The sequence below is a fragment of the Halobellus sp. H-GB7 genome, from assembly GCF_030848585.1.
GTDB classification, from domain to species: domain Archaea; phylum Halobacteriota; class Halobacteria; order Halobacteriales; family Haloferacaceae; genus Haloquadratum; species Haloquadratum inordinatus.
In genome coordinates this window covers 80243-102419 of the sequence record NZ_JAVDDW010000010.1, presented here as the reverse complement: position 1 = coordinate 102419, position 22177 = coordinate 80243, and the positions used below count along the sequence as shown (strand labels likewise).

12 protein-coding genes are annotated in these 22177 nt (G+C 55.3%); 3 read left to right on the top strand and 9 right to left on the bottom strand.

Features of this window, described 5'->3' with window-relative positions; genetic code table 11:
- Positions 1-264: 264 nt before the first annotated feature.
- From RBH22_RS14795 to RBH22_RS14785, 3 genes are read right to left on the bottom strand one after another with little or no spacing between them, the layout of a single operon-like run.
- Positions 265-2412, bottom strand: a complete 2148-nt coding sequence (locus RBH22_RS14795) for a tyrosyl-DNA phosphodiesterase (protein WP_306678003.1) — start codon at positions 2410-2412, stop codon at positions 265-267.
- Between the two features lie 51 nt (positions 2413-2463).
- Positions 2464-3045: a metal-dependent hydrolase gene (locus tag RBH22_RS14790; RefSeq protein ID WP_306678001.1), complete on the bottom strand. Its 582-nt coding sequence runs from the start codon at positions 3043-3045 to the stop codon at positions 2464-2466.
- Between the two features lie 47 nt (positions 3046-3092).
- On the bottom strand, positions 3093-5636 hold the full coding sequence (locus RBH22_RS14785; protein ID WP_306678000.1) for a Piwi domain-containing protein: 2544 nt from the start codon (positions 5634-5636) through the stop codon (positions 3093-3095).
- A gap of 285 nt (positions 5637-5921) precedes the next feature.
- Here RBH22_RS14785 and RBH22_RS14780 point away from each other — a divergent pair, with 285 nt between their 5' ends.
- Positions 5922-7610: an AAA family ATPase gene (locus RBH22_RS14780; protein WP_306677999.1), complete on the top strand. Its 1689-nt coding sequence runs from the start codon at positions 5922-5924 to the stop codon at positions 7608-7610.
- An 87-nt stretch (positions 7611-7697) separates the two neighbouring features.
- On the opposite strand, the gene RBH22_RS14775 is transcribed toward RBH22_RS14780, so the two are convergent.
- From RBH22_RS14775 to RBH22_RS14765, 3 genes are all read right to left on the bottom strand, one after another.
- On the bottom strand, positions 7698-8876 hold the full coding sequence (locus RBH22_RS14775) for a hypothetical protein (protein ID WP_306677998.1): 1179 nt from the start codon (positions 8874-8876) through the stop codon (positions 7698-7700).
- Positions 8869-10626, bottom strand: a complete 1758-nt coding sequence (locus tag RBH22_RS14770; RefSeq protein ID WP_306677997.1) for an SNF2-related protein — start codon at positions 10624-10626, stop codon at positions 8869-8871. Before RBH22_RS14770 ends, RBH22_RS14775 begins: the two co-directional genes overlap by 8 nt.
- Before the next feature lie 88 nt (positions 10627-10714).
- A complete protein-coding gene (locus tag RBH22_RS14765) occupies positions 10715-12574 on the bottom strand; it encodes an AAA family ATPase (protein ID WP_306677996.1) in 1860 nt (619 codons plus the stop codon).
- A 136-nt stretch (positions 12575-12710) separates the two neighbouring features.
- Here RBH22_RS14765 and RBH22_RS14760 point away from each other — a divergent pair, with 136 nt between their 5' ends.
- Both RBH22_RS14760 and RBH22_RS14755 read left to right on the top strand, forming a co-directional pair.
- Positions 12711-13943 (top strand): AAA family ATPase, encoded by a 1233-nt coding sequence (locus tag RBH22_RS14760; RefSeq protein WP_306677995.1) that lies wholly within the window; start codon positions 12711-12713, stop codon positions 13941-13943.
- A complete protein-coding gene (locus tag RBH22_RS14755) occupies positions 13936-15738 on the top strand; it encodes a hypothetical protein (RefSeq protein WP_306677994.1) in 1803 nt (600 codons plus the stop codon). Before RBH22_RS14760 ends, RBH22_RS14755 begins: the two co-directional genes overlap by 8 nt.
- A gap of 13 nt (positions 15739-15751) precedes the next feature.
- Here the strand turns inward: RBH22_RS14755 and RBH22_RS14750 are convergent, their stop codons facing one another.
- The 3 genes from RBH22_RS14750 to RBH22_RS14740 are packed head-to-tail and all read right to left on the bottom strand — an operon-like array spanning position 15752 to position 22077.
- The gene (locus tag RBH22_RS14750; protein WP_306677993.1) at positions 15752-16147 is read right to left on the bottom strand and encodes a hypothetical protein; all 396 of its coding nucleotides are present in this window, start codon (positions 16145-16147) and stop codon (positions 15752-15754) included.
- Positions 16148-16182: 35 nt separating this feature from the next.
- A complete protein-coding gene (locus tag RBH22_RS14745) occupies positions 16183-18810 on the bottom strand; it encodes a DUF1156 domain-containing protein (RefSeq protein ID WP_306677992.1) in 2628 nt (875 codons plus the stop codon).
- Positions 18811-18849: 39 nt separating this feature from the next.
- Entirely contained in the window at positions 18850-22077 is a 3228-nt protein-coding gene (locus RBH22_RS14740) for a DUF499 domain-containing protein (protein ID WP_306677991.1), read from the bottom strand.
- Positions 22078-22177: the final 100 nt, after the last annotated feature.

Here is a 22177-nt window from a genome sequence, read left to right as displayed (position 1 = left end):
CGAATACGACATGGTCGCCGTCACGGACGGCTTCGATTGCGTCCGCTTGATGTTGGAACGGTTCGTTGATGTCGCGACGCGAAAGTGCGCTCGCCAACCGAGGGTCAATATCGACTGGTGGCGTTTCGGCAGAGTTCCCCGGCGTTCGCTCTTGATAGGTGATTTGGCCTTCGTAGTAGGGACGATCCCTCAGCCACTCGATTGTCTGCTCCACGGACGATTCTCGATTCATATGATCGTATATTGTGATTGGCTGTTTCCTGGCTACCGACTCAGAAGGTTACGAGCGCGTGAGAGGAATCCTTCGCGTGGATCGTCGGTAGTCGTCTCACCAAGCCAGTCGAAGAACTCGTCCGGCGTCTTAATAATCAAATCGAGTCCTCGCTTTTCAATCCGAACCGTCATCGGCGGATCACGCTTGTACTCGTGTAGCTCGAAGTTCATCGATTCCGGGAACGTCACCTGAAGCGTGTCTCCGTCTTTGCTAATTTCGACGTCTTCCCGATCGATAAGATTGTGCCATCGCTCCCGACCGGTGTCGTATGCCTGTTCGGCTGGCTCAGTCGGGAAGTAGTCCGGTACGGACCGATCAGCAAACTCGTAAAGGTCCAGCATCGCTTCTCTGACCTCACGGAGTGCGTCCGAATCCTCTCCCAGTATGAGGTCACGGTTCAGATATTTGTGCCCGAACCACTGGAAGATCGGATTCTCCGTGTCGATAAGGCGATTTACCTCTGCCTCGCCCTGGTGGGAAGTCATGAAATTGACGTCGAACCGGAGGATCTTAGCTCGGTTCCGGAACCACTCACCGGGCCGTTTGTCGTTGGATATGAACGCAAACATTGGATATGAGGATTCCCCAATCCATCCGCTCCAGTAGTTCCGGAGTGTATCTAATGAGTTCACTTTCTGCTTGGTGATGTCGTCGACAACTACGGGGAATGACGTGTGTGCCGACCGGAGATTCCGGACTTTCCGTTTTCCAATCTCATCGGCGTCTACCGGTGCTTCGACGCGGTTTCCACTAATTAGTGAGAGAGCGAACCGACAGAACGTGCCTTTCCCGCCGTTCGACTCCCCGAAGATGTAGAGATAGGGGAGTGCTTTGTCGAGGTTGATACCGTGCTGACGGTAGAAAGCTGCTTGACGGTTCGCGAAGGGCGCCCAGAAGAACCAGAGGAGCGCTTCGTACATATGTGCCTTGACTGCCGTGGCATTATTGGAATTCCCGTAGTCGTCGACGGTCGCGAAGTAGTTCTCAATCTCCGCAAGTGCCTCGTCTACCTTCTCCGGACTCTTCGGTGGTTGCGTGACGCGGTAGACCGTGCCGTCGTAGTGGAACTTGAGCTGATCGTTATCCTCGTTCAGGTGCATCGTCGGAACGTCGAAGACCTGCTGGGCGTACCGCTGGAACGCGTCTGGGGTTGTGGTCAACGTATCGTTCGACACCGTCGCGTCGAAGTCGGTCATCTGAGACAGTGTGCTCACCGTCGACTCGTCGTACCCCCTGAGTGACAGCGTGATACGGTCTTGCGGTGCGTCAGCTAATCCTGGATCTCCGTCCTCTGGCGACTCATCGGTGCCCTCGACATCATCTGCTACTTGAGTGCATTCATCCTCGGAAGGAGTCCCGCCATCGAGCGCGAGATCTACCGCCTCTACCTCAGCGTCGATATGGTCAGCGAGACGGCCATGTACCTCTCCGAGTTCATCTTGTGTCCCGACCCGTCCCTCCGTATACAGTTTGATGACCTCCTCGCGGTCGTCATCCGACTGTTCAAGCTGCTCGGAGAGGTCCTCCAGAAAAGGACCACCCTTGTTGTAGGAGTCCCTGTGGTCTTGGTACAGGTCTTCGAACCGTGCGTACAGGTCGCTCTCTATCGTCGTGTCGTACACGACCCCGACGTTCGTCTGATTCGACCAAGCGTTGCGGGACAGGTTCGGAGACCCGATAACGACCTTTGCCGGTGCTGCACTGACTTGGTCTGTCGGGTCCGACTCCGCGGTCGCTTCTCCGCCGAGAGTCATCTGGTCGTCGTCTCCGGCTTCCTCATCGGTCAGGTCCTCATCCGGGTATTCGATCAAATAGAGCTTCGAGTGGACCTCCTTGTTCTCACAGAGGTAGATGACCAGTTTGTCGTCCCGACGTAGTTGCTCAAGTCGGTCCGCGAGATCCGGTTTATCGATGAGGCGTTCGCGATAGTCGTCGACATCGCCGACCACAACCTCCAGCCGTTCCAGGTTCTCTAAGTCCTCGAAGAGATCGAGGATGAACTCAGGCGAATCACAGTAGGTGACCACGCGCATTCGCTTTGCACCTTCGAAGACATCCGAGAACGACCGCCAGCTCTTGAAGATCTCCACGTGGCTGCCGTCTGTTTCGTCCGTGTTGAGTGGTATATCGAATTTCATCTGATTTGGTACGATGTTTCCAGTGGAACGGTATCATTCACGGTAGTGTAACTAGCTGTCCACCACGAGATGAACGAGAACCCCGGCAGCAGCTGCAACAGCCACTAAAACACCGTTTTGTCCCTGGAAGACTCCGAAAATGCCGCCCAGGTTGGCGAGCTGCTGGCTAGCGACCAGGGCCCCGAGACCAACGAGGCCGACAAACGGCAGGGAATGCGTGAATCCGCGATGTGTGGTCAGCGAATCGAACGTGTCACCACCGGTGGCTAGAAGAACGGCAGCGCCGACCACGAGAACACTGATACCCAAGGTTGACGGACTACCACCGAATCCGAGAGAGTTCACAATCCCTCCGAGTAGCGCGACGCTGTCCGGTTCGAAAATTACGAGTCCGATAACGCCCCCAACAATCGTGAGTACCCCCAGACTGCCAGCAGCTTGTCGTGGTTTCGACGCCTGATGGTCGATGTCCGGTAGTAGCGAACCCACCACAAGGACGCCACCAATACCGGCAGCGACGATGATTGCTTCTTCGATGCCTCCACCGCGGTCAAGAACGAGGAGTCCTCCGACTACGGCAGCAAGTAGTCCGGCGGCCTTCCCCGCGTTGAAGTGTTCGTCGAAGTTTCCCATTTGAATCGAATTCTTGTTTGTCGTATTGATTGTCTGTCTGGACGTAGTCAGATGTACGGGACACCTCTGATGATCTCGCCGTTAACGAGGTACCCCTTCCGTGCAGCCTCAGCACATCGATCGGCGTAGTAGGTCGTTATCGGGAGCCGTGTACTCCGCTGGGCGCTCCCAACGTGACTCTCACTGAGCCAGTACACCTGCTCCAGCAGCGTCTGCATCGGTGTATCACCCGCTCGCCGAACGACGCGAAGTGTTCGCGGTGTCCCGAGTCCATCGCTGTCGTCGAATTCAGGCCGACCCGTGGTCGTGAGGAATCCGTAGTCGTCATTCCGCGCGATGAAGATGCGACCCTTGTGATCGACACGGAACTGGCCGTCTCGCCGGAACGCCGCACGGGGGGCCCCGCTCTTTCGGATATCGAGGATGTCGATATCTATTCCCGTTCCTTCGAACGGGGTCAGGATGGCGTCGACATCTTCGAATAGCCGACCGTCGCGGTGGACCACGATACTGTTGGGTGTGTCGCCTTCCACCCGGACGAACTCCCTGTGAACGTCTTTGAGCACGTCGACGACGGCATCCTCGTCGAACGTCTCTCCGGACTGGATGGATTGCGTCTTTGAGACGAATACGGTCCCATCTGCGAGCACGACGTTCGCGCTCGCTCCAAGGAACTGTCCAGTGTCTGGGTCACGGGTAGCATCGAGACCGACGAAACAGTCGGCATTACCGGGCATCTGGTCTACGCGCCAAGGGACGCCGCCAGCGCCAGCAACGATACCGAGCGAGGTATTGCGAACGACCCACTTGTTGTCGAGGTTGTCCACTCGGACCATCTGCGACGGGATCGTCTGCTTTCCGAGCGCCTTCTTGAACTCCCCATACGGGTCGTCGATGGTTCCGTCCTGGATGAACTCGTTTGTCGGCGATGGGACGGCGGCGAGGACCACGTCGACGTCGCTGATGGCAGCAGCTGCGTTACTATACTCGATCTCACGACCGAACGTATACTCGCTGTAGGACGTTTCGTCCGGCGAGCAATTGATGCCCTTGAGTTGGTTCTCTATCCGGGTTCGGAATTCGCCGAACTCGTCCGTGTACCGTTCCGGGACGAGATAGTGGAGCCTGAACGAGGAGGGACGACGATAGACGCCGTACCGACTCAGGCCGGTACCAGGGAGGTCGGCGGTTCGGTCGTTGCCGAACCGAAGATTGTCTGTTCGGTCGACTTCCGTAGACATGAACGAGATACTCGGCCCGACGGGTGTCGGATCGAGTTGTGCATCGACTGCCGGAAGCGCATCCAGTCCAGCAACGAACTCTGTCGCCTTTTTGAATCGCTCGTCGGGAAGCATCTTCGCGCGGCTGTCCCACTCTCGATGGAATCGCGGAGCCAGCTGTTTGACGACTTCTTTTCGAGGGGCTACCCGGAGTAGTTGGGGGACGTGGACACTTGTTTCGTCGTCGTTTGGATTGTATTGTACCTCAACGAGCCGCGGGTTCTCCGAGCGGAGCTGTTCCAGCATCTCGTCCGAGACGCGGTCTTTTCGCTCGTACCAGTCCGCGAGCGACTGATTACCGAAGTCCTGAATCGGGTCTGTGAACCGAAGGTCTGTAAGGCCTTTCAGTCGCCCGCTCCCGGGCGTCGAGTACGTTTCTGGGTCGTGTTCGACGTGCGTGTCGACGAGTTCGTCCACCGTCGCGTTCACTCGATCCATGTACTCGTCGACAGTCGCTTGGCTGCGGGCGTGGTGGCTGACCTCGATTCCGACGTAGGCATCGCCGGATGGAAGCACCTCGATACCCACTCGGTATGCGAGGCACGCCTCGAAGAGACCCCCGGATCCACTGATGATGGGAGCCTTAGTGCGAATACGATCCACTCGCCCTGTTTCGTATTCGTCGGTGTTGATGCTCTTCTTGATCAGCTGCTGAAGGAGACGAACCACCGTCTCGTTGTCAGCCGTCTCGTTGGCTCGGAGGATGACCCGAGTCTCGTCCGTGAGGGTGAACGGGTCCGGGAGGTACGTCTCCAACGGCTCGGTGGAGATGAGAGACATCACTCCTGCGTGCGTGACGGCCGCGTCACTAGACGAGCGAAGGTAGGCTGCAAGATTGTACGTCGCGTCCATCGGACTGTCCTCGAACGCGTCGTCGGCCTCAATGCGATACTCGTAGACAGACAGCGTCTCGAAGTCGCGGTCGAATGGAAAAAGCGAGAGGTACGGAAGGCCGTTCTGGAGCGTGTCGAAGAGCTGGCCCTCGGACGTCTTCTCTGAGTCACTGCTGTCCTCATCGTCATCCACGGGGGGTTCGACGGTTTCGGCGCGTAGTCGTGAGGACCCGTTCAGACTCTTCTTGCCACGGTACTCGTTTCCCCTAGCGTTCTCGAGTTCGTACCAGCGGCCCGACTCCCAAGCGAAGTCACTCAGCGCGTTGTTTTTCCAGATGGCGAGTGGGAACTCGTTGTCCGCGGTGTCGCGGACCTTGAGTCGCTTGGCCATCTTACTCGATGGACGGTCCAGTTCAGTCACCACCTGGACCGTGATGTCGATTCGTTCCCCATCCTCGATATCGGCCTGCGTCGGCATCTACTAACGACATGGGCAACCACCGACAAATAACTTTTCACTAGCGGAAGTTCGATTACGCTATTTCTAGAATAGTAGAAATAGAATACAGACAGCTCTGTTCTCTCCCGGAGAGCTGCGCGGATACATTCACATCAGATCGGTCCCATCCGCAAAAATCAGTGATTTTATTTCTACCATTCTACGCTATTTACACAGCGTACTCGTAGGCGAATGGCGTACTCTCGCAGATAGCGACATCAGGATGGAGTAATACTTATGATTGGCCGAATAAGTATAGACAACATGACTGAGGAATCCCGAGCCGAGGATTTCATCGCCGACGCCGAGCGTCATAACGAATGGTGGAGCGAGGGGGTAGGGCAAGATCTGGAAGAGGCTACAAACCTCACTCCTCGTTCAGACTTCCACAAGGTTCTGGAAGCGATACACGAACAGGATAAAAAGGGTACCGACAACTTAGTTTATCCAATCTACGGGTCAACTGGAATTGGCAAGACGACGCTCCTGTATCAGCTCATCGCAGCGTTAATTGGGACTACCGAATTTCCTCCAAAAGACCCTGAATTCGACATAGTCTCTTCTACCTCTCCACGTCAAATACTCTATCTCCCTCTCGAGGAATCCCAATATCATCTAGAACGACCTAATGAGGGAATAGAACGGCTGAAACAGGTGATAGACTACTTCTATTCTCACATTGCTCCCCGGCATGGAAGAAAATATATTCTCCTCGACGATGTCGACATTCTCAATCTCGATGAGAATGAGAAGGAGACTCTCTTAGAGTTCGTAAATGAGGACACGTATCTGTTCTTGACAGGGATCGTCAGGGACCAAGTCAATCTTCGTGAGCTGACGAAGGCGGATAAGATCGATCACGTCGAACGTCCCTGGGGAGTTCTTCCGATGAAATTCGTCGACACCATCGGGCATCCAGAAGATGAGGGAGGACTGAGTGTTGATTTCAACCACGAGTTTAGAGAGCAACTTGAATCCCTCCGATCTGATCGGAGATCTGGCCCGAATCCGATCAAAGATGTTCGGAGAGAACTCAACCTAAAATCATCCGACACAGGCATTGATTCCGCAGTCGAGTCACTCAGCTCGCTCTATTTCGACTTCTTCGATTCTTCCGAACGCGACGATCTGCACGACGCTGCGCGCGATTATTTGAGAAAAGGTGGTACACTGCACCAGACTGATCGCTCCTCCGTCAGAAACGAGATTGTCCGTTCGCACTTCCTCCTATACCTCTACAAAGGACTAGCAAAATACGGCTCCATTCAGAATCCCGAGAACCTTCATCGGCTGAGTTCGATTGCTGCCAGTCAGGGGGGCGAGGAACTCCAATATACAGAGATAAGCGACCGAATCGGCGTCGACAGACGAACGGTCGATAGCTACCTCGACATCCTCGACGATGGAATCGCAGTAACCGAGTCTCACGACTATTCGTTGCGGCGCCACCGACGAACGCAACTCTATCTCCGCAATCCTCGACACGTTGTGCTACTCTCACAGCGCCAGGAACACTTCGGATTCGAGGAATACAGTCAGCAGAACGACCTCAATTTCGACTTCGAGTACAAATTGGCTCGGACTGTGGCGTTCGACCACGCGATGCGTCTGTCCTTCGCGGTGAAAGCATACGAAGTCGAGTACTGTCCGACTGACGCGGGATTAGTTGATTACGTTCTCCATCGAGAGGGGAAAGTGCTGCCGTTCATTCTCTCTTACCATCCACATACTGAGTCTGCAGAGCAAATCGCGACGGAGTTCGACCCCAGTGTCGGGCAGCATACTGAGGACGATAGTGAGGATCTCCGTGAACTCGATTACGAAGCACCATACCGCTTCATCATCACGGATAGCCTCCCGAAAGAGGTGCGAGAAAACGGGTCACTGGTTGTCGAGAAGGACGATGTGAGCATCTGTTATCTTCCGTTTTGGTTATTCCTACTCATTTGCTAGCCGGTGGGATCTCTGCTTAACAGATTCCAGTCCATAGATTCTCGGGACTTCCTAAGCACGGTATCACCAGGCACGGGTAGCAAGTCATCAGCGACATTTTCGACACTGAGCCCCATCTACACACACCCACACCGGATTCTCGCCTGACAACCGTTCGTCACAGTTTTTGCAGTCGACTTCGCCCGTCGCACCTGCGCCAACTGCATATGGAACACGGAGTGTTGCAGTACGACCTCCTTCGCTCAACTCCAGCGTGAGTTCTCCCCGCTCGTAGTTTACGAGCGTTGCTGCGAGGGGTTTTGTCTGTATCTCGATCGAATGTCTGTCGTATATGCTTCGGCGCTTCTGAGCGTAACCCCTCTCTTTCCGCTGGAGGAGTTCGGAGAGTTCCTCCTCCGCTTGCTCTTTCTCGTCTTTGAGTTCTCTCCGCTGTTCAAGAGCTTCGACCCGTTGCTTCCGAGAGTCTGCATCGTCGACAGTACTAGCCGACTTCTGGAGACGTTCAGAAAGGGAACTGATCTCCTTCTGGAGTTCATTGATCCGTTGTTCTTGCAGCTGCTGGTATTCTTCAAACTCCGAGTCAGCAGCGCGTGATGCCGACTCACGGATTGAATCCAGCTCATCCTGAAGACCCTCAACAGCACGTTTCTGTCCTACTGATACGGCGTTCTCAAGCTCGTCCGATCGAACCGATGGCTCTCTATTCGAGTTACCACCGGGAGGGGACTGTTTCGGTTGAAAGAACTCGCTCAGTAGTATCTCCGCGGCATATGGGAAAGGGGTTTTAGAATCAACATCCAACGCGACCGCTTCTAAAAACTGCGTCTGATATTCGCTGACCGTTTCCACACCGAGTCGAACAAACACACAAACGCCAGTCTTGTCGTAGTACGGAGTAAAGGAAGCGTGGTCTACCGTAGCAGTACTCTCTGTCACCCAAGACGGATACTCGTAATTCTCTTCAACAGTCTCACTGGTCAACGAAACCTGCCCAACAGGAGCCATTTTCGCTGCTTCGTCGAGGACCTGCTGCGCGAAGTCGCTTTCAGGAGAAAGAAGCCTCTCGTCTGTTACATCAGGATCCTCTCGTGTACCCAGTACAATCTCGAATTCCTGGCTGTCTGTGAACGAAACGTTGACGTGAGCAGGTAGATGGACGTGCCATCGGTTTCCGTCATCCCTGATTGTGCCACCAAGTCCTTTGAGATACTCGTGAGTGAGTGCTTCTAATGCAGATTGGGTCACTGAGTGGGTCGCGTCAGTCATTCTTAGCACCGAGGTCAAATCCTTCGAAAACGCCACTATTGAACTGTTCAACCTTCTGTGAGAGATCCTGCTGTTCCTCTAGATCGATTGCCATCGAATCGAAGTCGTTCTCAAGATCGACTTCCGAGTCGGCATTGACGAGTCGTTCGAAGATTTCGTCCTCGAACGTACGACCGGAGTCTTCTAGACGGGTGAGAATGGTGCTCAGCTCGCCGACGGTTTGTTGAAAGAGGTCGATTTTGTGATAGAGGCGCTCGAGGACGTACTCTTCGATGGTTCCCTTGAGCCCCATATTGAAGACATAGACCTTGCGCTTCTGCCCGATTCGGTGAATCCGGCCGATACGCTGTTCGACCTTCATCGGATTCCATGGCAGGTCGTAGTTCACCATTATGTTACAGAACTGGAGGTTTCGTCCCTCATTCATCGCGTCGGTGGAAACGAGAACTCCGCCCTCCTCCCGAAATTGGTCGACTATGTCTTCTTTCTCCTGGCTCGAATGCCCGCCATGGAACGCGTGGGTCGTGTAGCCTTCATCAGATAGTACGCTCAACAGTTGTCGCTGTGTTGGTCGGAACTGAGTGAATACGATGACCCGACCCATCTCAACTCGCTCACGGACTTCTTCGACGATATCGAACAACCGCTCTTGCTTCGTGACGGTTTCGACAGCGTCGATCTTGTCCATAATAGTCTCGAGCTCGTCTCTATGTGTGAGCTCATTTTGATCGTCGAGCTGCTTTCGGATTGTCTGTTCGAGGGCAGCAGGACTGCTAACAACCTCCTTCTGGAGAAGCATCAGAACAAGCTTTTGCCCCTGGTCTTGGCTGTACGCCCCCCGAACGTACTCAGTCACAGCGTCGTACAGTTCCTTCTCGGATTCGCTGGGTTCGAAGGTTCGCGTGTCTATGATGCGCTCTGTAAAGTCGATATCCGTGTCTTTCCGCTTGTTTCGGATCATCACCTGCCCCAAGCGCCGCTGTAGCTCGTCACGATTCACAAGCGTCTCCTGACTGTTGTTCACGAAGTAGTGATGGAACGTGTCGCGGCTCCCGAATAGGCCGGGACGGAGCAAAGAGACGATGTTGTAGAGGTCGGTGAGCTCGTTCTGAATCGGTGTCGCCGTGAGGAAAAACGCGTAATCGTAGTTGAGCTTCTTGATGAGGTCGTACCGGTCTGTTTCCTCGTTTTTCACGTAGTGGGCTTCGTCTAATATCAGGACATCCCAGTCTCTTGCGAGCACGGTGGCCTGATGACGCTCACTCTTCGCGGTGTCGATACTCGCGATAATACGGTCGTGTGCATCGAAGCCTTGGAACTCGTCATCGTAGTTGCACACAAACTCGAGTCCGAACTTCTCTCGCATCTCCCCTTGCCACTGTTTGGCTAGCTGGGCCGGGGTGAGAATCAGAACTGACCCGTCGGTCTCCCGGTAGTGCATCTCCTTTAGAATCATCCCGACCTCTATGGTCTTCCCCAAGCCGACCTCGTCTGCGAGAAGTGCCTTCCCGTTCATCTCAAATAGTGCTCGATGAGCCGCGTTGACCTGGTGTTCGAGCAGTTTGACTTGCTCTTCATCAACACCGACGAGAGAGCGGAGTTCGGTATCAGGTTGTCCTGAGAGCAGCCGATTAGCAACAACAGTCTGCCGGTGGAAAGAGAACTCTGCGATGCCCGACGTATACGCGTCTACGAGATTGTCGGGATCATCGTGAGTGACCTCGATGTCGACGAGGTCCTGTTCATCCATGTGTCAAGCGAAACAGTATGCGCTCAAATAGATTATGCAGAAGTGACAGACAACACTGTTAGTTCTTCGAGGGGAGTGCTCGCTTCCCTCAAGACGAGAGCCGTAAATATGTCCAAAGCGGGAGCTGAATGACTGGTTTTGATTCAACCTCTACTACCGAGACCCCTTCGTCCACTGCATTTCTTGAATTCGTCAGTACCATCCCAAAGGGTGGTTCACCGTCAAATACCGCTGTTTCGTCGTTACCAAGCTGGCCGCTATATTCCTCTCTCTGAACGTACTCACGTCGTTTTGCTGCAAAGTTATCATCCACGTCGTTGAACTTTAGCTCGTCAATTCGGTCTCGCTCTGTTTTATGAGCGTCACCAGTGAGGAGGTCGCAGAGTGCGTCAAAGTCCGGGGTGTCAATACTCCGTCGCAGTTCGTCCACGCTTCGGTTGTACGACCAGAGGATGGGGATTGGTTTACCATCGATTTTGAGAACAAAGTCTACACTCCCCTTCGTTCCAGACCAGAATTTCACGACCCCACGTTTCGGGTCTAAGCGATGATTGAACTCGTTGGAGAGTCTGACAGTATGATCGAATGCGACCGCTTTTGCGAGTTCCTCGTCCAGCCCTGGTTGTCGTCGAAGGACATCGTTGAGATCGTTCCGACAGAACGCGTTCGTTATCCCGGGGTCGCGCATGTAGATTCGAATCTTTCGCGGCCGTTGATTGTCGTACTCCGGTGCTGCTGAGAGAAGGTGTAGTTGTGAGAGAGTACCGAGGTACTTGTCCCGGAGGGTTCGGCGGTCGACATCGAGAGCCGCGGTGAGGTCGTCGAATAAGACATCGTCAGTCGGGCGCGTGTGACTGGCGAGGGCACAGAGACGTTCCAAACCAGAGGCATCCTTGATTCCTCCGAGGTTGGCGGCCGCACGGAGCAGACCGTTCCTGAGATGATCGAGTGATTGCTGTTGGACGGACTCCAGCACAGAATCGCCACGCCGACGGATCACATCAGAGAACTGTTCATCGTCAAGTCGGACACCTCGGCTGGCAATTTGAAGCGAGATGATTCCTCCCGTAGTGCAGTAGTTGGCGATCTCTCGTCGAGTGGTAGATGGATCGATTACCGATGCGATCTCCTGCTCTTGAATCGTAGAAACCAGATGGCTGGCGGCTTCCGTATCCACATTCCGTCGCAGTGATTCTCTAATAGTGGTCTCGTCGAACCGTTCCTCACCCGGTGCAAGCGCTATGTCGCGATACCGTATTCGAAGGAAATCGGCAAACCCGAGTGGATAGATATTGACGGGTTCTGGGGGCGATTCGGCCCGTTTGCTGACTTCAATCGTTTCCAGCCGCTCTCTACTGTGAGCACTTGAGAGCCCCGAGAATACGATATGCCGTCCGTCGTGGTTCGCTAGTAATTCCGCAAGCAACTGTTCCCAGCGACCAACGTCGATATTTCCCCGTTTGTTCGGTCGTTCGACGAGATGGAGGTCGTCGAAAAACAAGTAGTGAGTGTCCGATTTGTGCTTTCGGAGGACGTGTGTCCCGAAGTGATCGACGGCTGATCGTAGTTGTTCTTCGGGTCGTAACTGGAAGAGAGGATCATCACGTAGAGGGACGTACAGGACGTTCGAGGCAGGTACCAGATTTTCGTGGGCAGCCTCACGCTGCGATTCAATTCGGAAGAACTTCTCTACGAAGTCGGGGTCGATGTGGGCCGAAATCAATTGGTTGAGAAGCAGGCTCTTACCGGAGCTGTCGGGACCAGCTAGAGCCAACAATCGCTGTTCGTCGTCGTGAATGGAACTGTACAGCTGATGAAAGACTTGTCTGAGAGACGAGAACCCATCGGATGACAGTTCGTTCTTCCCAGTGCTCCACCACGGATTGTACTCATCGAGTCGCTGAATCAGGGTGTGACCAGACGTGATGGACTCCGGGTCAAACGTCATCGATACCAGCATATTGGCAAGTAAAACACATAATAATGCTTCTTTCAGGTGGGGTTCGGCGATATCCGGAGTGATTTCAGACGTGGTTTTGATTGCACATGTTGTTTTATTGTGGCCCCCCGATATTCACCAGATAATGAGTAGTGGGAAGCCGAGTTTCGAGAACTATGATCGAAAGGAGGCCGAAGAGTTCAGTAACATCATAGTCAACAATTCGACGTACGCGACGGACTTCATCAATCGGACTACCGACCCCGGGGCCATACGGTACCTCGTTTCTGATCTTGAAGTTGACGCTCGCGTCCACGGGAGTGGAGACGAAGTAAAACAAGCAATTCTCACGTCTACTGTCGCCCCCTTCGATGTCAAGCAAACCGTCGCACAGCGGAATTATAACCTCGGTGACCCACTCGTTCCGGATACGGTCCGTAAGAACGCTCTTACTGCGATTAAGGTGGGCAAGCCGATTGTACTTTATGGACCAACTGGGACGGGCAAGACGTACTTCGCAAAACAACTCGCGCTGGAAACCTGCTTAGACTATTCTATCCATACGGCCACCCCGACGTGGACTCCAGCAGACATTACGGGAAGCATTCAACCCGAAGCTGAGGGGGGAGAAATACAGTACCACCGTCGCGCAGGATGCGTCTCTCAGGGTATTCAGAAAGCAAATGAGTATCACGACAATTGGGGCGTTATCATCGACGAAATCACTCGCGCCGATATCTCTCAGGTGTTCGGTCCACTCTACACAGCTATCGAAGATGAAGAGCAGGTGATTTTCAAGGACGACGATGGGACTCCTCTCACCCTCAACGACAACGTCAAAATCATCTGTACGATGAATATGTCGGACCGAACGGTAAACGAACTGGATAATGCGATTACGCGGCGGTTCGCTATGATTGAGCTTAGTCGGTATGGGGACAAAGAGAGGGCAGAGCTCTTCGACCGCTGGATCGGTGAGCTCAGTTCGGAAGTCGACATCGATTCCAACGAACTCCGGAGTCTGTTCGAGACCCATCACCGGGGAATCAACGAAGGAACCACGACAAGTGGCGAAGACGGAATTATGGAATTCGGTCCAATGCACTACAGGGATGTCACCCAGTTCCTCGCCAACGCGTGTGGAGATGACGGCCCATACTCCGGAGAGGAGGCTATCGCGGTTGGTCAGGCATTCGCGACGTACATCACTCCCCGCCTGTTGAACACCGCCGCGCTCCCCCAAATCAACCGTTTGGCGAGTCACTATGAGACGCTCAACGATCAGTTCGAGGCGTTCGATCTCAGTCCGGCAGTAGACCTCGCAAATCGGCAAGCCGAAGCTGAGGAGCGCGAGATGGGCGTCAGCGCCTATGAGTGAGGCTGTTCGTTACGACTACGGAACCTCCTTGTGTTCGGTACAGGAGAGTAGCAAGCTCATCGTCGAAGAGTGTGATCCAACGACAATTAAAGACGAACTCCGTGCAGCGAACTTCATCCGGAAGGGGAGCAAGTTCGTAAAGAAACGGCCCCGACTCCGATCGCGACCAAATGGAAGTAACTCGGATCCAACAGGGCTACAAGTACTCACAGTTCGTGTCGTCGACGACAAGCTTCACGTTGAGCCATCCGACGTGGTCGGTATCGTCAGACTGGTTCCGGGAATGAGTGTCCAGGTCGAACCGAAAATAGACTGGAACCACGTCATCGAGATGTTGCTCACAGTCTACGACATCGAACGGACACAGTCTTATTACGGTGTTCCTCTCGACGAGTTGGTCTCAAGCGGGGTCGAGTCCACTCGTATAATTGCTATATTGGCAATCAACTACGTTCACGGTCTCCGGACAGTCCGTCGCAATGGGTTCATCCGGGACCTGAACATCCGTCGCCGAAATGGATTCCAGGGTATCGGTTCTGTCGACGTTGAGCAGACGTTGATGAACCACGCGACCGGCAACCCTGCGCCGTCTTGGGTGGAGACAGAAGTGGAGTACTCTAACCCGGTGAATTCGGCGATTCATATGGCCGGAAAGCTCCTTCTGAGATTGCTCCAACAGGACCGTGAAGGCCGTCGACACCCTCGTCAAGATGTCCTCCTTTCGATGGTCCATCAAGAGGTTGAACGGATGGAGGAGCTCGAAATTCAAAGTAGCCAGAAGCATATCGGCACTTATCGGCGGCTGTCGCTTCACGACCTCCCGCGACAGCGCCACTACTATCGGCGAGCGTTTCACACAGCTCAGTCCTTACTCTCGTCGACCCTACTCGGACAGGCAGGAGGTGGCCCCCAGGAACTCCTCGTCGATTATGCACTTAGTATGAATACTCTGTTTCAGGATTACTCACATCGCCTCCTGAACAAAGAAATCGAGTCGGTTCGGAAAATCGATTATCTCGATCAGCTATCGGGAGTCAACTGCAAGCCAGAGTACCCGATTTATCCTTTTGAGGGGAACTCCGATGCCCGGCACGAGCCCGATCACCTCCTCACGAACTCGGGGGACACTCTTGCAGTCCTTGATTCGAAGTACTATCAGGAAGGGAAGAACCCGGCAAATGATTCTGATTCGCGATCGCGGATGTTCGCTTACGCCTACCTCACCGATTGCGACCGAATGGCGTTCCTTTGTCCTCAGTACCGCCACGTCCGGTTGCCAGTTCAAGACACTGACGCGGAAATCGAGGTCATTTCGCCGGAGGATGAATTCACCTGCGAAGAGTATCGGGACCTAATCAGAGAGTACATTCTGAGCACCCTGGCCGGGAGCTATCCGGAGCTCTTAGCGTTCGATGCCGCGACAACTGGCCATCTGTGTCTCAGCGGAACGTCGGAATCCGACCTCTCACAGGTGTACGACACCGGTGGTCCGTTCAGTATCAGTAATGCGGCCACGTTCGCTGACCGGGTCATTTCTGCAATTGTTTTCTCTTCGTACGGTCCAAACAAGCCCGAATTAGACGACCAAGGTCGGTGGACGAAATCCCGTATCAAAGACGCGTGCCAGAAGTCCGACGAGGAAGGTCATCCACGGTACCCCCAACACGAAACGACGTGTGTCCCTGTCTATTCGCCAGACGGAGATGCTGAACACGGGACTGTCACTCTGTACTTCATTCGTTCAACAGAAGACGGGGACATCGTGAGAACGGAAGGGCCGTGGGCGCTGATGTAAGTAGAACCTCTGTCTAAACACGGAACGGAGCCACAAGCCATCCGGAATCACGTTTTTTGATCTGACGCCCAAAGACCGGCTGTAACGAGTAGAACTCTCCATCAATCTCCAAATCGAACGAGTCACCAGAGCCTTGTAATTCGCCATCTACGACGAATTGAATCGCTGGTAGTGGACGTTGGCTGTTAAGGTAGTCCATCTCTTGGCGCATAACCGAAACTAGCCTTTCTCGGAGATCCTCATCTTCTGTAAGGACGTCTTTGAGTCCAGCAACACAGATTTCCTCTGGAAGATCTCTCTCTTCCAGCTTCGATACGAACTCCTCAACTGGCACTCGGTATTCGGCGGATTCTCGCTCGCTGCTGACGATGATATTATACATACCCGCAACTGCATCGATATCGCTCATGTTGTCCCGAACCTCTCACGGGATTGTGAAATACGTTAGTCCTGTAAGAGCCGTCGGAATTCCTCATCCCCGGTGATGTTCGCCAGCTCGGTCGCGATATCGATCATCTCCCCTGTGACCTCCAGCCCCCGAACATCGTCAGATGTGGTGACTTCTTGCTCGGCTTCATATCGGAGTAACTGGACGCGCTCAAGTGCAGAAAGGTCCTCGACAGCTTGGTTTCGGAGGTAGTGCTGGCGCTCCTCGTCACTCCATCGGGTAAGTGCAAACCCATCATCCGTACTGAAGAGTCGTCGGCTACGGAGGTCGTCTGGTTTGACGTTCGTCCCACGACAGAGACGTGTTACGTCGTCCAGCGTGGGTGAATCCATCGCCAACAGGTCGAGATAGATCTGGTCGGGTGAGACGTCACCAGTGATGAGGTCATATATTTCTTCAACCACCTCATCGGCTTCCATCACCGCTCCTTCTCTATGGACCTTGGAATGGTGCTTCGAATACTCACGGAAGCACCGGCCGAGTTCGACAACACTGATGTCGCCTTCTGAAAGCGTTTGATTCGCGCGAATCGCCTCTCTCGCGTTGCGCGCCTCTCTGTGCATTCGTCGTCGGAGAGAGGTCCAGCTAACAGGTTCGCGCCTCGTCGCAGGTCGTGCGACGACAATCACGCTGAAACTCAGTTCTTCACCCATCACGAACTCACTGAGATTCGCAGAGATGGGGTACGTCGCGGTGACATCGAATCCAACGTCGCAGAGAGACTGTAGTAGCGCCCCCCATGACTCCTTCCCTCCGTGACGATAGGTGAAGGTCAGTACGCCGTCATCTTTCAGAACCTCGCGAATACGGGAGAACGATTGCTTCAGCTCGGCCTCAAACATGTCGCCGTCCTTGTCGACAGCCGGATTCGCAACGATACTCTCGCGTCGAGGCGTCTCTTCGGAAGTGAAGGTGGGATACTCATCAGCCAGGAGAAGCCGCTGCCACGCGTAGAAGAAATCAGCGACCTCGGAGTAGATTACGTTGTCATAGTATGGAGGATCCGTGATGACGGCATCGTACTTCTCGTCAAGATCGACGTTCCGTATGTCTCCCTGGTGGAGGGTAAAGTCCCCACCGACGGGATGATCGAATGGCTCGGTTTCTTTGAGTTCTCCATCCTCGAGATGCCGTTCAGTCGGATGGTGAGCGAACTCAACTGCGTTAACGATCTTTTCCCAGGTGTTCTTGAACGTCCCCCGGCCAGCTCTGGTTCCCCAGACGTTGTTCTCAGCGTACTCAACGAGCGGCGTGTAGGAATTCTGTCTGAAGATTCCCTCTATCTTTGTCCCCGAAATGCTGTAGAGGGCAAAGTTATTCTGGAACATGAGGGAGTCGCTGAAGGCCAGCAGGAGGTATTCCTTGATCTGCTGATCCTCGATAGAATCTATCGCAGAAAGCAGCGTGGACAAGCAGTAGAGCTGCCGAGAGTTGAACATATCCTGCCACGTCTCGTAGCCGTGGCTGAAGACGTCGTTCCCGTTGATTCGTGATGCCGCCGTAATCGCGCCCTCAGGAATTTCTCCATCTGGAACGTACTCACGAAGCGATTCTGACGACTCCCACGCAGACTTCGCTTGGTTGAACGCAGCCAGGTCCTCATCGGAAGCCGCTTTGTACCCCTTGACTGTCGATCGGTCTTTTCCTTCGTCGTCGCAGGTAGTACAGTAGTACTCGATCGCGTAGAGGTCTTCCGTGTAGGACTGCCCATCTGCGATCGCGTCGACGATGGAGTATTTGAGTCCGCAAGACGGACAACCGTAATTGCCACCTCGGGACACAGGGCCGTTCGCTGGAACGTACTCGTGGCCGCATTCGGTACAGGAAGACTCCGTCCGGTAGTCGTCTGTCAGGAAGACGGAGTCACACCCGGGACAGTAGACGTTGTACTTGTCGTCGTTCTCGTACCGGCCGTTCGCGACACGGTAGTCTTTGAACAGCGGAATCGTCTCGCCACAGGAGGTACAGTCCAGTTTCCGAACCCAGAGTGCATAGACGATGTCAGCGACGTGATCGTGGTCATGCGGACACGTCGTCTTGTATCGCGACTGGAGGTCCTCAGCGACCGCATCTCGGACCGTTTCGAACGCATCCCGGAGTTCATCTTTGTCGACCTCGTGGGCCTCCATCTCTTTCTTCGTGATGAACCATGCGACAGGGTTCAGGTCGACACCCGTTACGTCTGCGCCGAATCGAATCGCCTCCATGAGGCTCGTCCCCCCACCCATGAAGGGATCGAGAACGGCCTTATCACTCACTCTGACGTCCTTCGGATACAGCTCCCAGAGCGCGTCTGGATTACTGAGACTCACTGAGTCCAGAAGCTGAGAGACGTCTGCCGTGGTATCTGATTTGCTTTCCTTGTCCTCAAAGTCGGATAGATTCATCTCTTCCCGACCCGGCGATTGGACGGTCACAGCAGATGGGTCGTCGACCAGAGTGTACAACGAAATCGCCCTGAAGACGCTGCCGAGCTGTCTGGCCCACCATTTGTGCATCGTGGAGAGCGGCCGATAGTACATCTTGGCCCGGCCTTCGCGGTCAGCGAGGTCGTTGACCTGTTCGATGGGGAAGCCTCGCTCGATGGGAAGCTCTTCCCGCGAGTCGGTGTCCGGGTCAGGCATTGTCACCGATGGCCTCGTCTTCGTATTTGAACGTGCGCGTCATTCGAACTGGATGGTGATGTCGATACCCGTTGCGGACTCGGGGATGTTCTCAAGGATGTCCGCGACGACCTCGTGCGACTGGCCGAGCTCCAGCTGGAGGTCAGCGTGTGCGAGCTGGAATTCAGCGACGCTCTGGAGACCACCGGGAGCAGCACCGTCTCCGTTCGTGTTGAACGAGAGGGAACCGTACGAGACGGAGCCTGACTCGTGGGTATCGCTCCACTCATTCCGCATTTCGGCCGGGCTGTCACCCTGGTACTCGAACGTCCACCCCTCCTCAGGCGGGATACGGAAGCCAGCACCGGGGAACCAGTCCGCAGGGTCGTCCGAGCCGGTCGCCCCGACGACGTAGTGCGGGTCGTTCTTCCCGAGGTTCGCGAGCAGGAAGTGCTTGACAGCAGCTTCTGCCTCACCGGGCGCACAGTCGGCCTGAATCGACTGTACCTTGAACGTCTCCTCCTCGTCGAGGTCGCGGATGTAGTTCAGTATGCGGTCACCGATATCGTCCGGAACCATCGGCGCGACGACAACGGAGGTCGGTTCACGGTCACCGAGAGTGCTGACGTAGTCGCCACCGGTCTTGAGCTTGTACCCGTCAGAGAGAAGCGCGCTGACTGCGCTACGGAACGCCGACTCGGTGTTGTCCTTCGGGAGGTAGACCTCCGTATCGTTGCGAATCGCCGTGAGAACCTGGCTCGTGTCGGCCTCTCCAGCGGCTTGAACCGTCTCCTCGATTCGTGACCGAACCTCGTCCGGCCCGATGGTTTCGGCGTCCGAAACGTCGCGGAGCGTCGCGTCAGAGCGAACCTTATCGAGGATTTCACTGCCGCTGACGAGGACGTAGTGGTCCGCGCTTGCGAGTCGACCAGCGGCCATCTTGACGGCATCCTCGGGGCTCTGGTCGTGAATCCACACGTCCGTCCGCTTGGTGAGGTCGAGTTCGAACGACGCTAAGTCGACTTCCTTCGTCCCTGCACCGAACCGGCTCCGGAGTTCGGATTCGACCTCGTCTGTGGACCACTTCTCGACATCGCTCTCGAGGACGAGCACCGTATCCTGCGTGAGTCCGCGAAGTTCGTCCTTGAACCCGCTTCCATCGTGGGCAAGGACGGGTTTCCCCTCCAGCCCGTTCTCGACCGCATCGACGACTGATTGGACGCTCCCTGGGATGGGGTACGTCGGGCTCATCAGGAACTGCTCGTAGATATCGTCGATGGTGGTCTCCGAACGGCTGCTCAATCGGTCCTGAACGAGGTCCCACACGTGGCGCTGGAGGTCGTATGGGTCGGCCTCGACTGCTCCGACGATGTTCTTGGCGTTCAGGACCGGTTCGGTGGCGACGATGTTCTCCAGCGAGATTTCGGCGGCGTAGTCGAACTCGTTGAGGAGGTCCTCTCCGTCGATCAGTTCGCCGTACGCGCTTTCCAGACGGTTTAGGAGCTCGTCTTCGTACTCTTCGTGGAGGTCTTCGATCTCATCACGGATTTCCTCCGCTAAGTTCTCGTCACCCCTTCGGATTTCCGCACCGATTACCTCCTTGGCCTTACCGACGAACTTCTCTCGCTGGTCGTCCAGAGAAATCGACTTCCCGTTCTTGGGCTGGACAAAGACGAGCGTGTTCCGCCACTGTCGCCCGGCGGGCTGATTTTTGATGATCTCCGCGACGCTGTCTTCGTCCCACGGGCCGTTCTTCACGACGACCTTGATGTTCTGGCTGTCAGCGACGCTCTCAAGGTTCCCGTCGGTGTTGAATCCGACCGCGTACGAGCCGCCTCCGAATAGCTTCTCGACAGTCTCACCGACGAGTTCCATCGCGTCCTCGTCGTCGACGTCACGCGCCGCGTTCTTGACGAGCGAGCGCGGGTTCTCGTCCTCCCGGATGACGTAGCGGTCGTCAGAGCGCCAGAGGTGGTAGACCTCGCCCTGGAGCCGTTCGAGGTCGACGATGATGTCGTTGATGCGGTCGCCAGCGTGGTAGGTTCCGATGACGATTTCCGAGGTCGTCGCACCCTCCGCGAGGCCGGGAGTGAGCGAGTAGATGAGGACGGTGCTGAGGATCGGGCGGCCGTACGTGATGTCGGTCTTCGACAGGCGGTCGGTGATGTCGTCGTAACACCGGTCGGGGCGATAATGCTCGACGTTGATCCGACCCAATTCGTCGTTGTACTCGACGGCGTCGACCTCCCCGTGGGTGATGAGGTCGGTGTCCTGGTACTGGTCGACGAGCACCTTGGCGAAGAGGTAGAGCATCCCCCGGGTCGCACCGGATTCGGTCTCGGCGAAGTAGCGCGTCTTCAGCGAGTCGATGAGTACGGGATGGAACGGGTACGTGTCGTACATCTCGTCGCGGAGGCCGTCCGGCAGGTCGACGTAGTCCGTGTCGGCGTAGGCCTGGATGTACTCGTCGACGAGCGAGCGCATCGCGGAGCGGTCGTCGATGGAGTCGATGAGCCGGTGGCGAAGGACGTCCCGGATGTCCACCTGGTTGGACATGTTGACCTCCACGCGCTGCTGGCGAGCCAGGATATCGTGGACGTCGGAGCCCTCACGCAGCACCGAGATGATCGCGTAGAGTTCGGTGTCCGGACGCGAGGTCGTTTCGAGCAGCGCCTGAAGGAACCCCTTGTTCGCGCCCTCGCGACGGCCTTTCAGCGACTGGAAGAAGTCCTCCAGCTCGTCCATGAAGAACGCGACGGTGCGGTCACCGACGGCGTCCTTGATGACGTCGATGGTCGGGTATCCTCCCTCGGCGTACTCGTCTTCGTCAGGCTCGTAGTCGAGTTGCTCGAACAGGGGCTCCCAGAGGTAGTCGTACTGTTCTTTCTGGAGAGAGACGACGATGGGGAGGGCGTCTCTCGGGAGCGCGTCGCCGAGGCCTTCGATGCGGTCCTCGGCCCAGTCAGCGACAGCGTCGGGCGACTTGAACGCGTGGTACATCGCCACCATCTGGTGAGACTTACCGGTCCCGTACGGACCGTACATCTCGTGGATGCGGATGTTGTCCTCACCGTTGAGTGTGTCCCGGAGGCGCTTCATCGAGTCCTCCAGCCCGCCGGTCAGCAGCGTGCGGTCGAAGAACCGTTCTGCGTCGGATTCCAACGTTTCCGTGTCACTTTCGACATCGTACAGCCGGATCTGGCCCTTGATGAGGCCATCACCTTCGGTGAGTTCCGGACTGAGCGTCAAGATGTCGTCGATGGACTTGGGAGTTCCTTCAGCGCTCATGTATGATTGACACGATGGATGGAGTACTTATCAAAGTGCGCAATAGAAGCGGCAGAGAATTTTGTCTATCAAAAATATCTCGACAATTGAGCTTCTAAAA

Coding starts and splice junctions, on each gene's coding strand:
- RBH22_RS14795 (WP_306678003.1), bottom strand. CDS start 2,412: ATGAAATTCGATATACCACTCAACACGGACGAAACAGACGGCAGCCAC.
- RBH22_RS14775 (WP_306677998.1), bottom strand. CDS start 8,876: ATGACTGACGCGACCCACTCAGTGACCCAATCTGCATTAGAAGCACTC.
- RBH22_RS14750 (WP_306677993.1), bottom strand. CDS start 16,147: ATGAGCGATATCGATGCAGTTGCGGGTATGTATAATATCATCGTCAGC.
- RBH22_RS14760 (WP_306677995.1), top strand. CDS start 12,711: ATGAGTAGTGGGAAGCCGAGTTTCGAGAACTATGATCGAAAGGAGGCC.
- RBH22_RS14755 (WP_306677994.1), top strand. CDS start 13,936: ATGAGTGAGGCTGTTCGTTACGACTACGGAACCTCCTTGTGTTCGGTA.
- RBH22_RS14780 (WP_306677999.1), top strand. CDS start 5,922: ATGACTGAGGAATCCCGAGCCGAGGATTTCATCGCCGACGCCGAGCGT.
- RBH22_RS14785 (WP_306678000.1), bottom strand. CDS start 5,636: ATGCCGACGCAGGCCGATATCGAGGATGGGGAACGAATCGACATCACG.
- RBH22_RS14770 (WP_306677997.1), bottom strand. CDS start 10,626: ATGGATGAACAGGACCTCGTCGACATCGAGGTCACTCACGATGATCCC.
- RBH22_RS14765 (WP_306677996.1), bottom strand. CDS start 12,574: ATGACGTTTGACCCGGAGTCCATCACGTCTGGTCACACCCTGATTCAG.
- RBH22_RS14745 (WP_306677992.1), bottom strand. CDS start 18,810: ATGCCTGACCCGGACACCGACTCGCGGGAAGAGCTTCCCATCGAGCGA.
- RBH22_RS14740 (WP_306677991.1), bottom strand. CDS start 22,077: ATGAGCGCTGAAGGAACTCCCAAGTCCATCGACGACATCTTGACGCTC.
- RBH22_RS14790 (WP_306678001.1), bottom strand. CDS start 3,045: ATGGGAAACTTCGACGAACACTTCAACGCGGGGAAGGCCGCCGGACTA.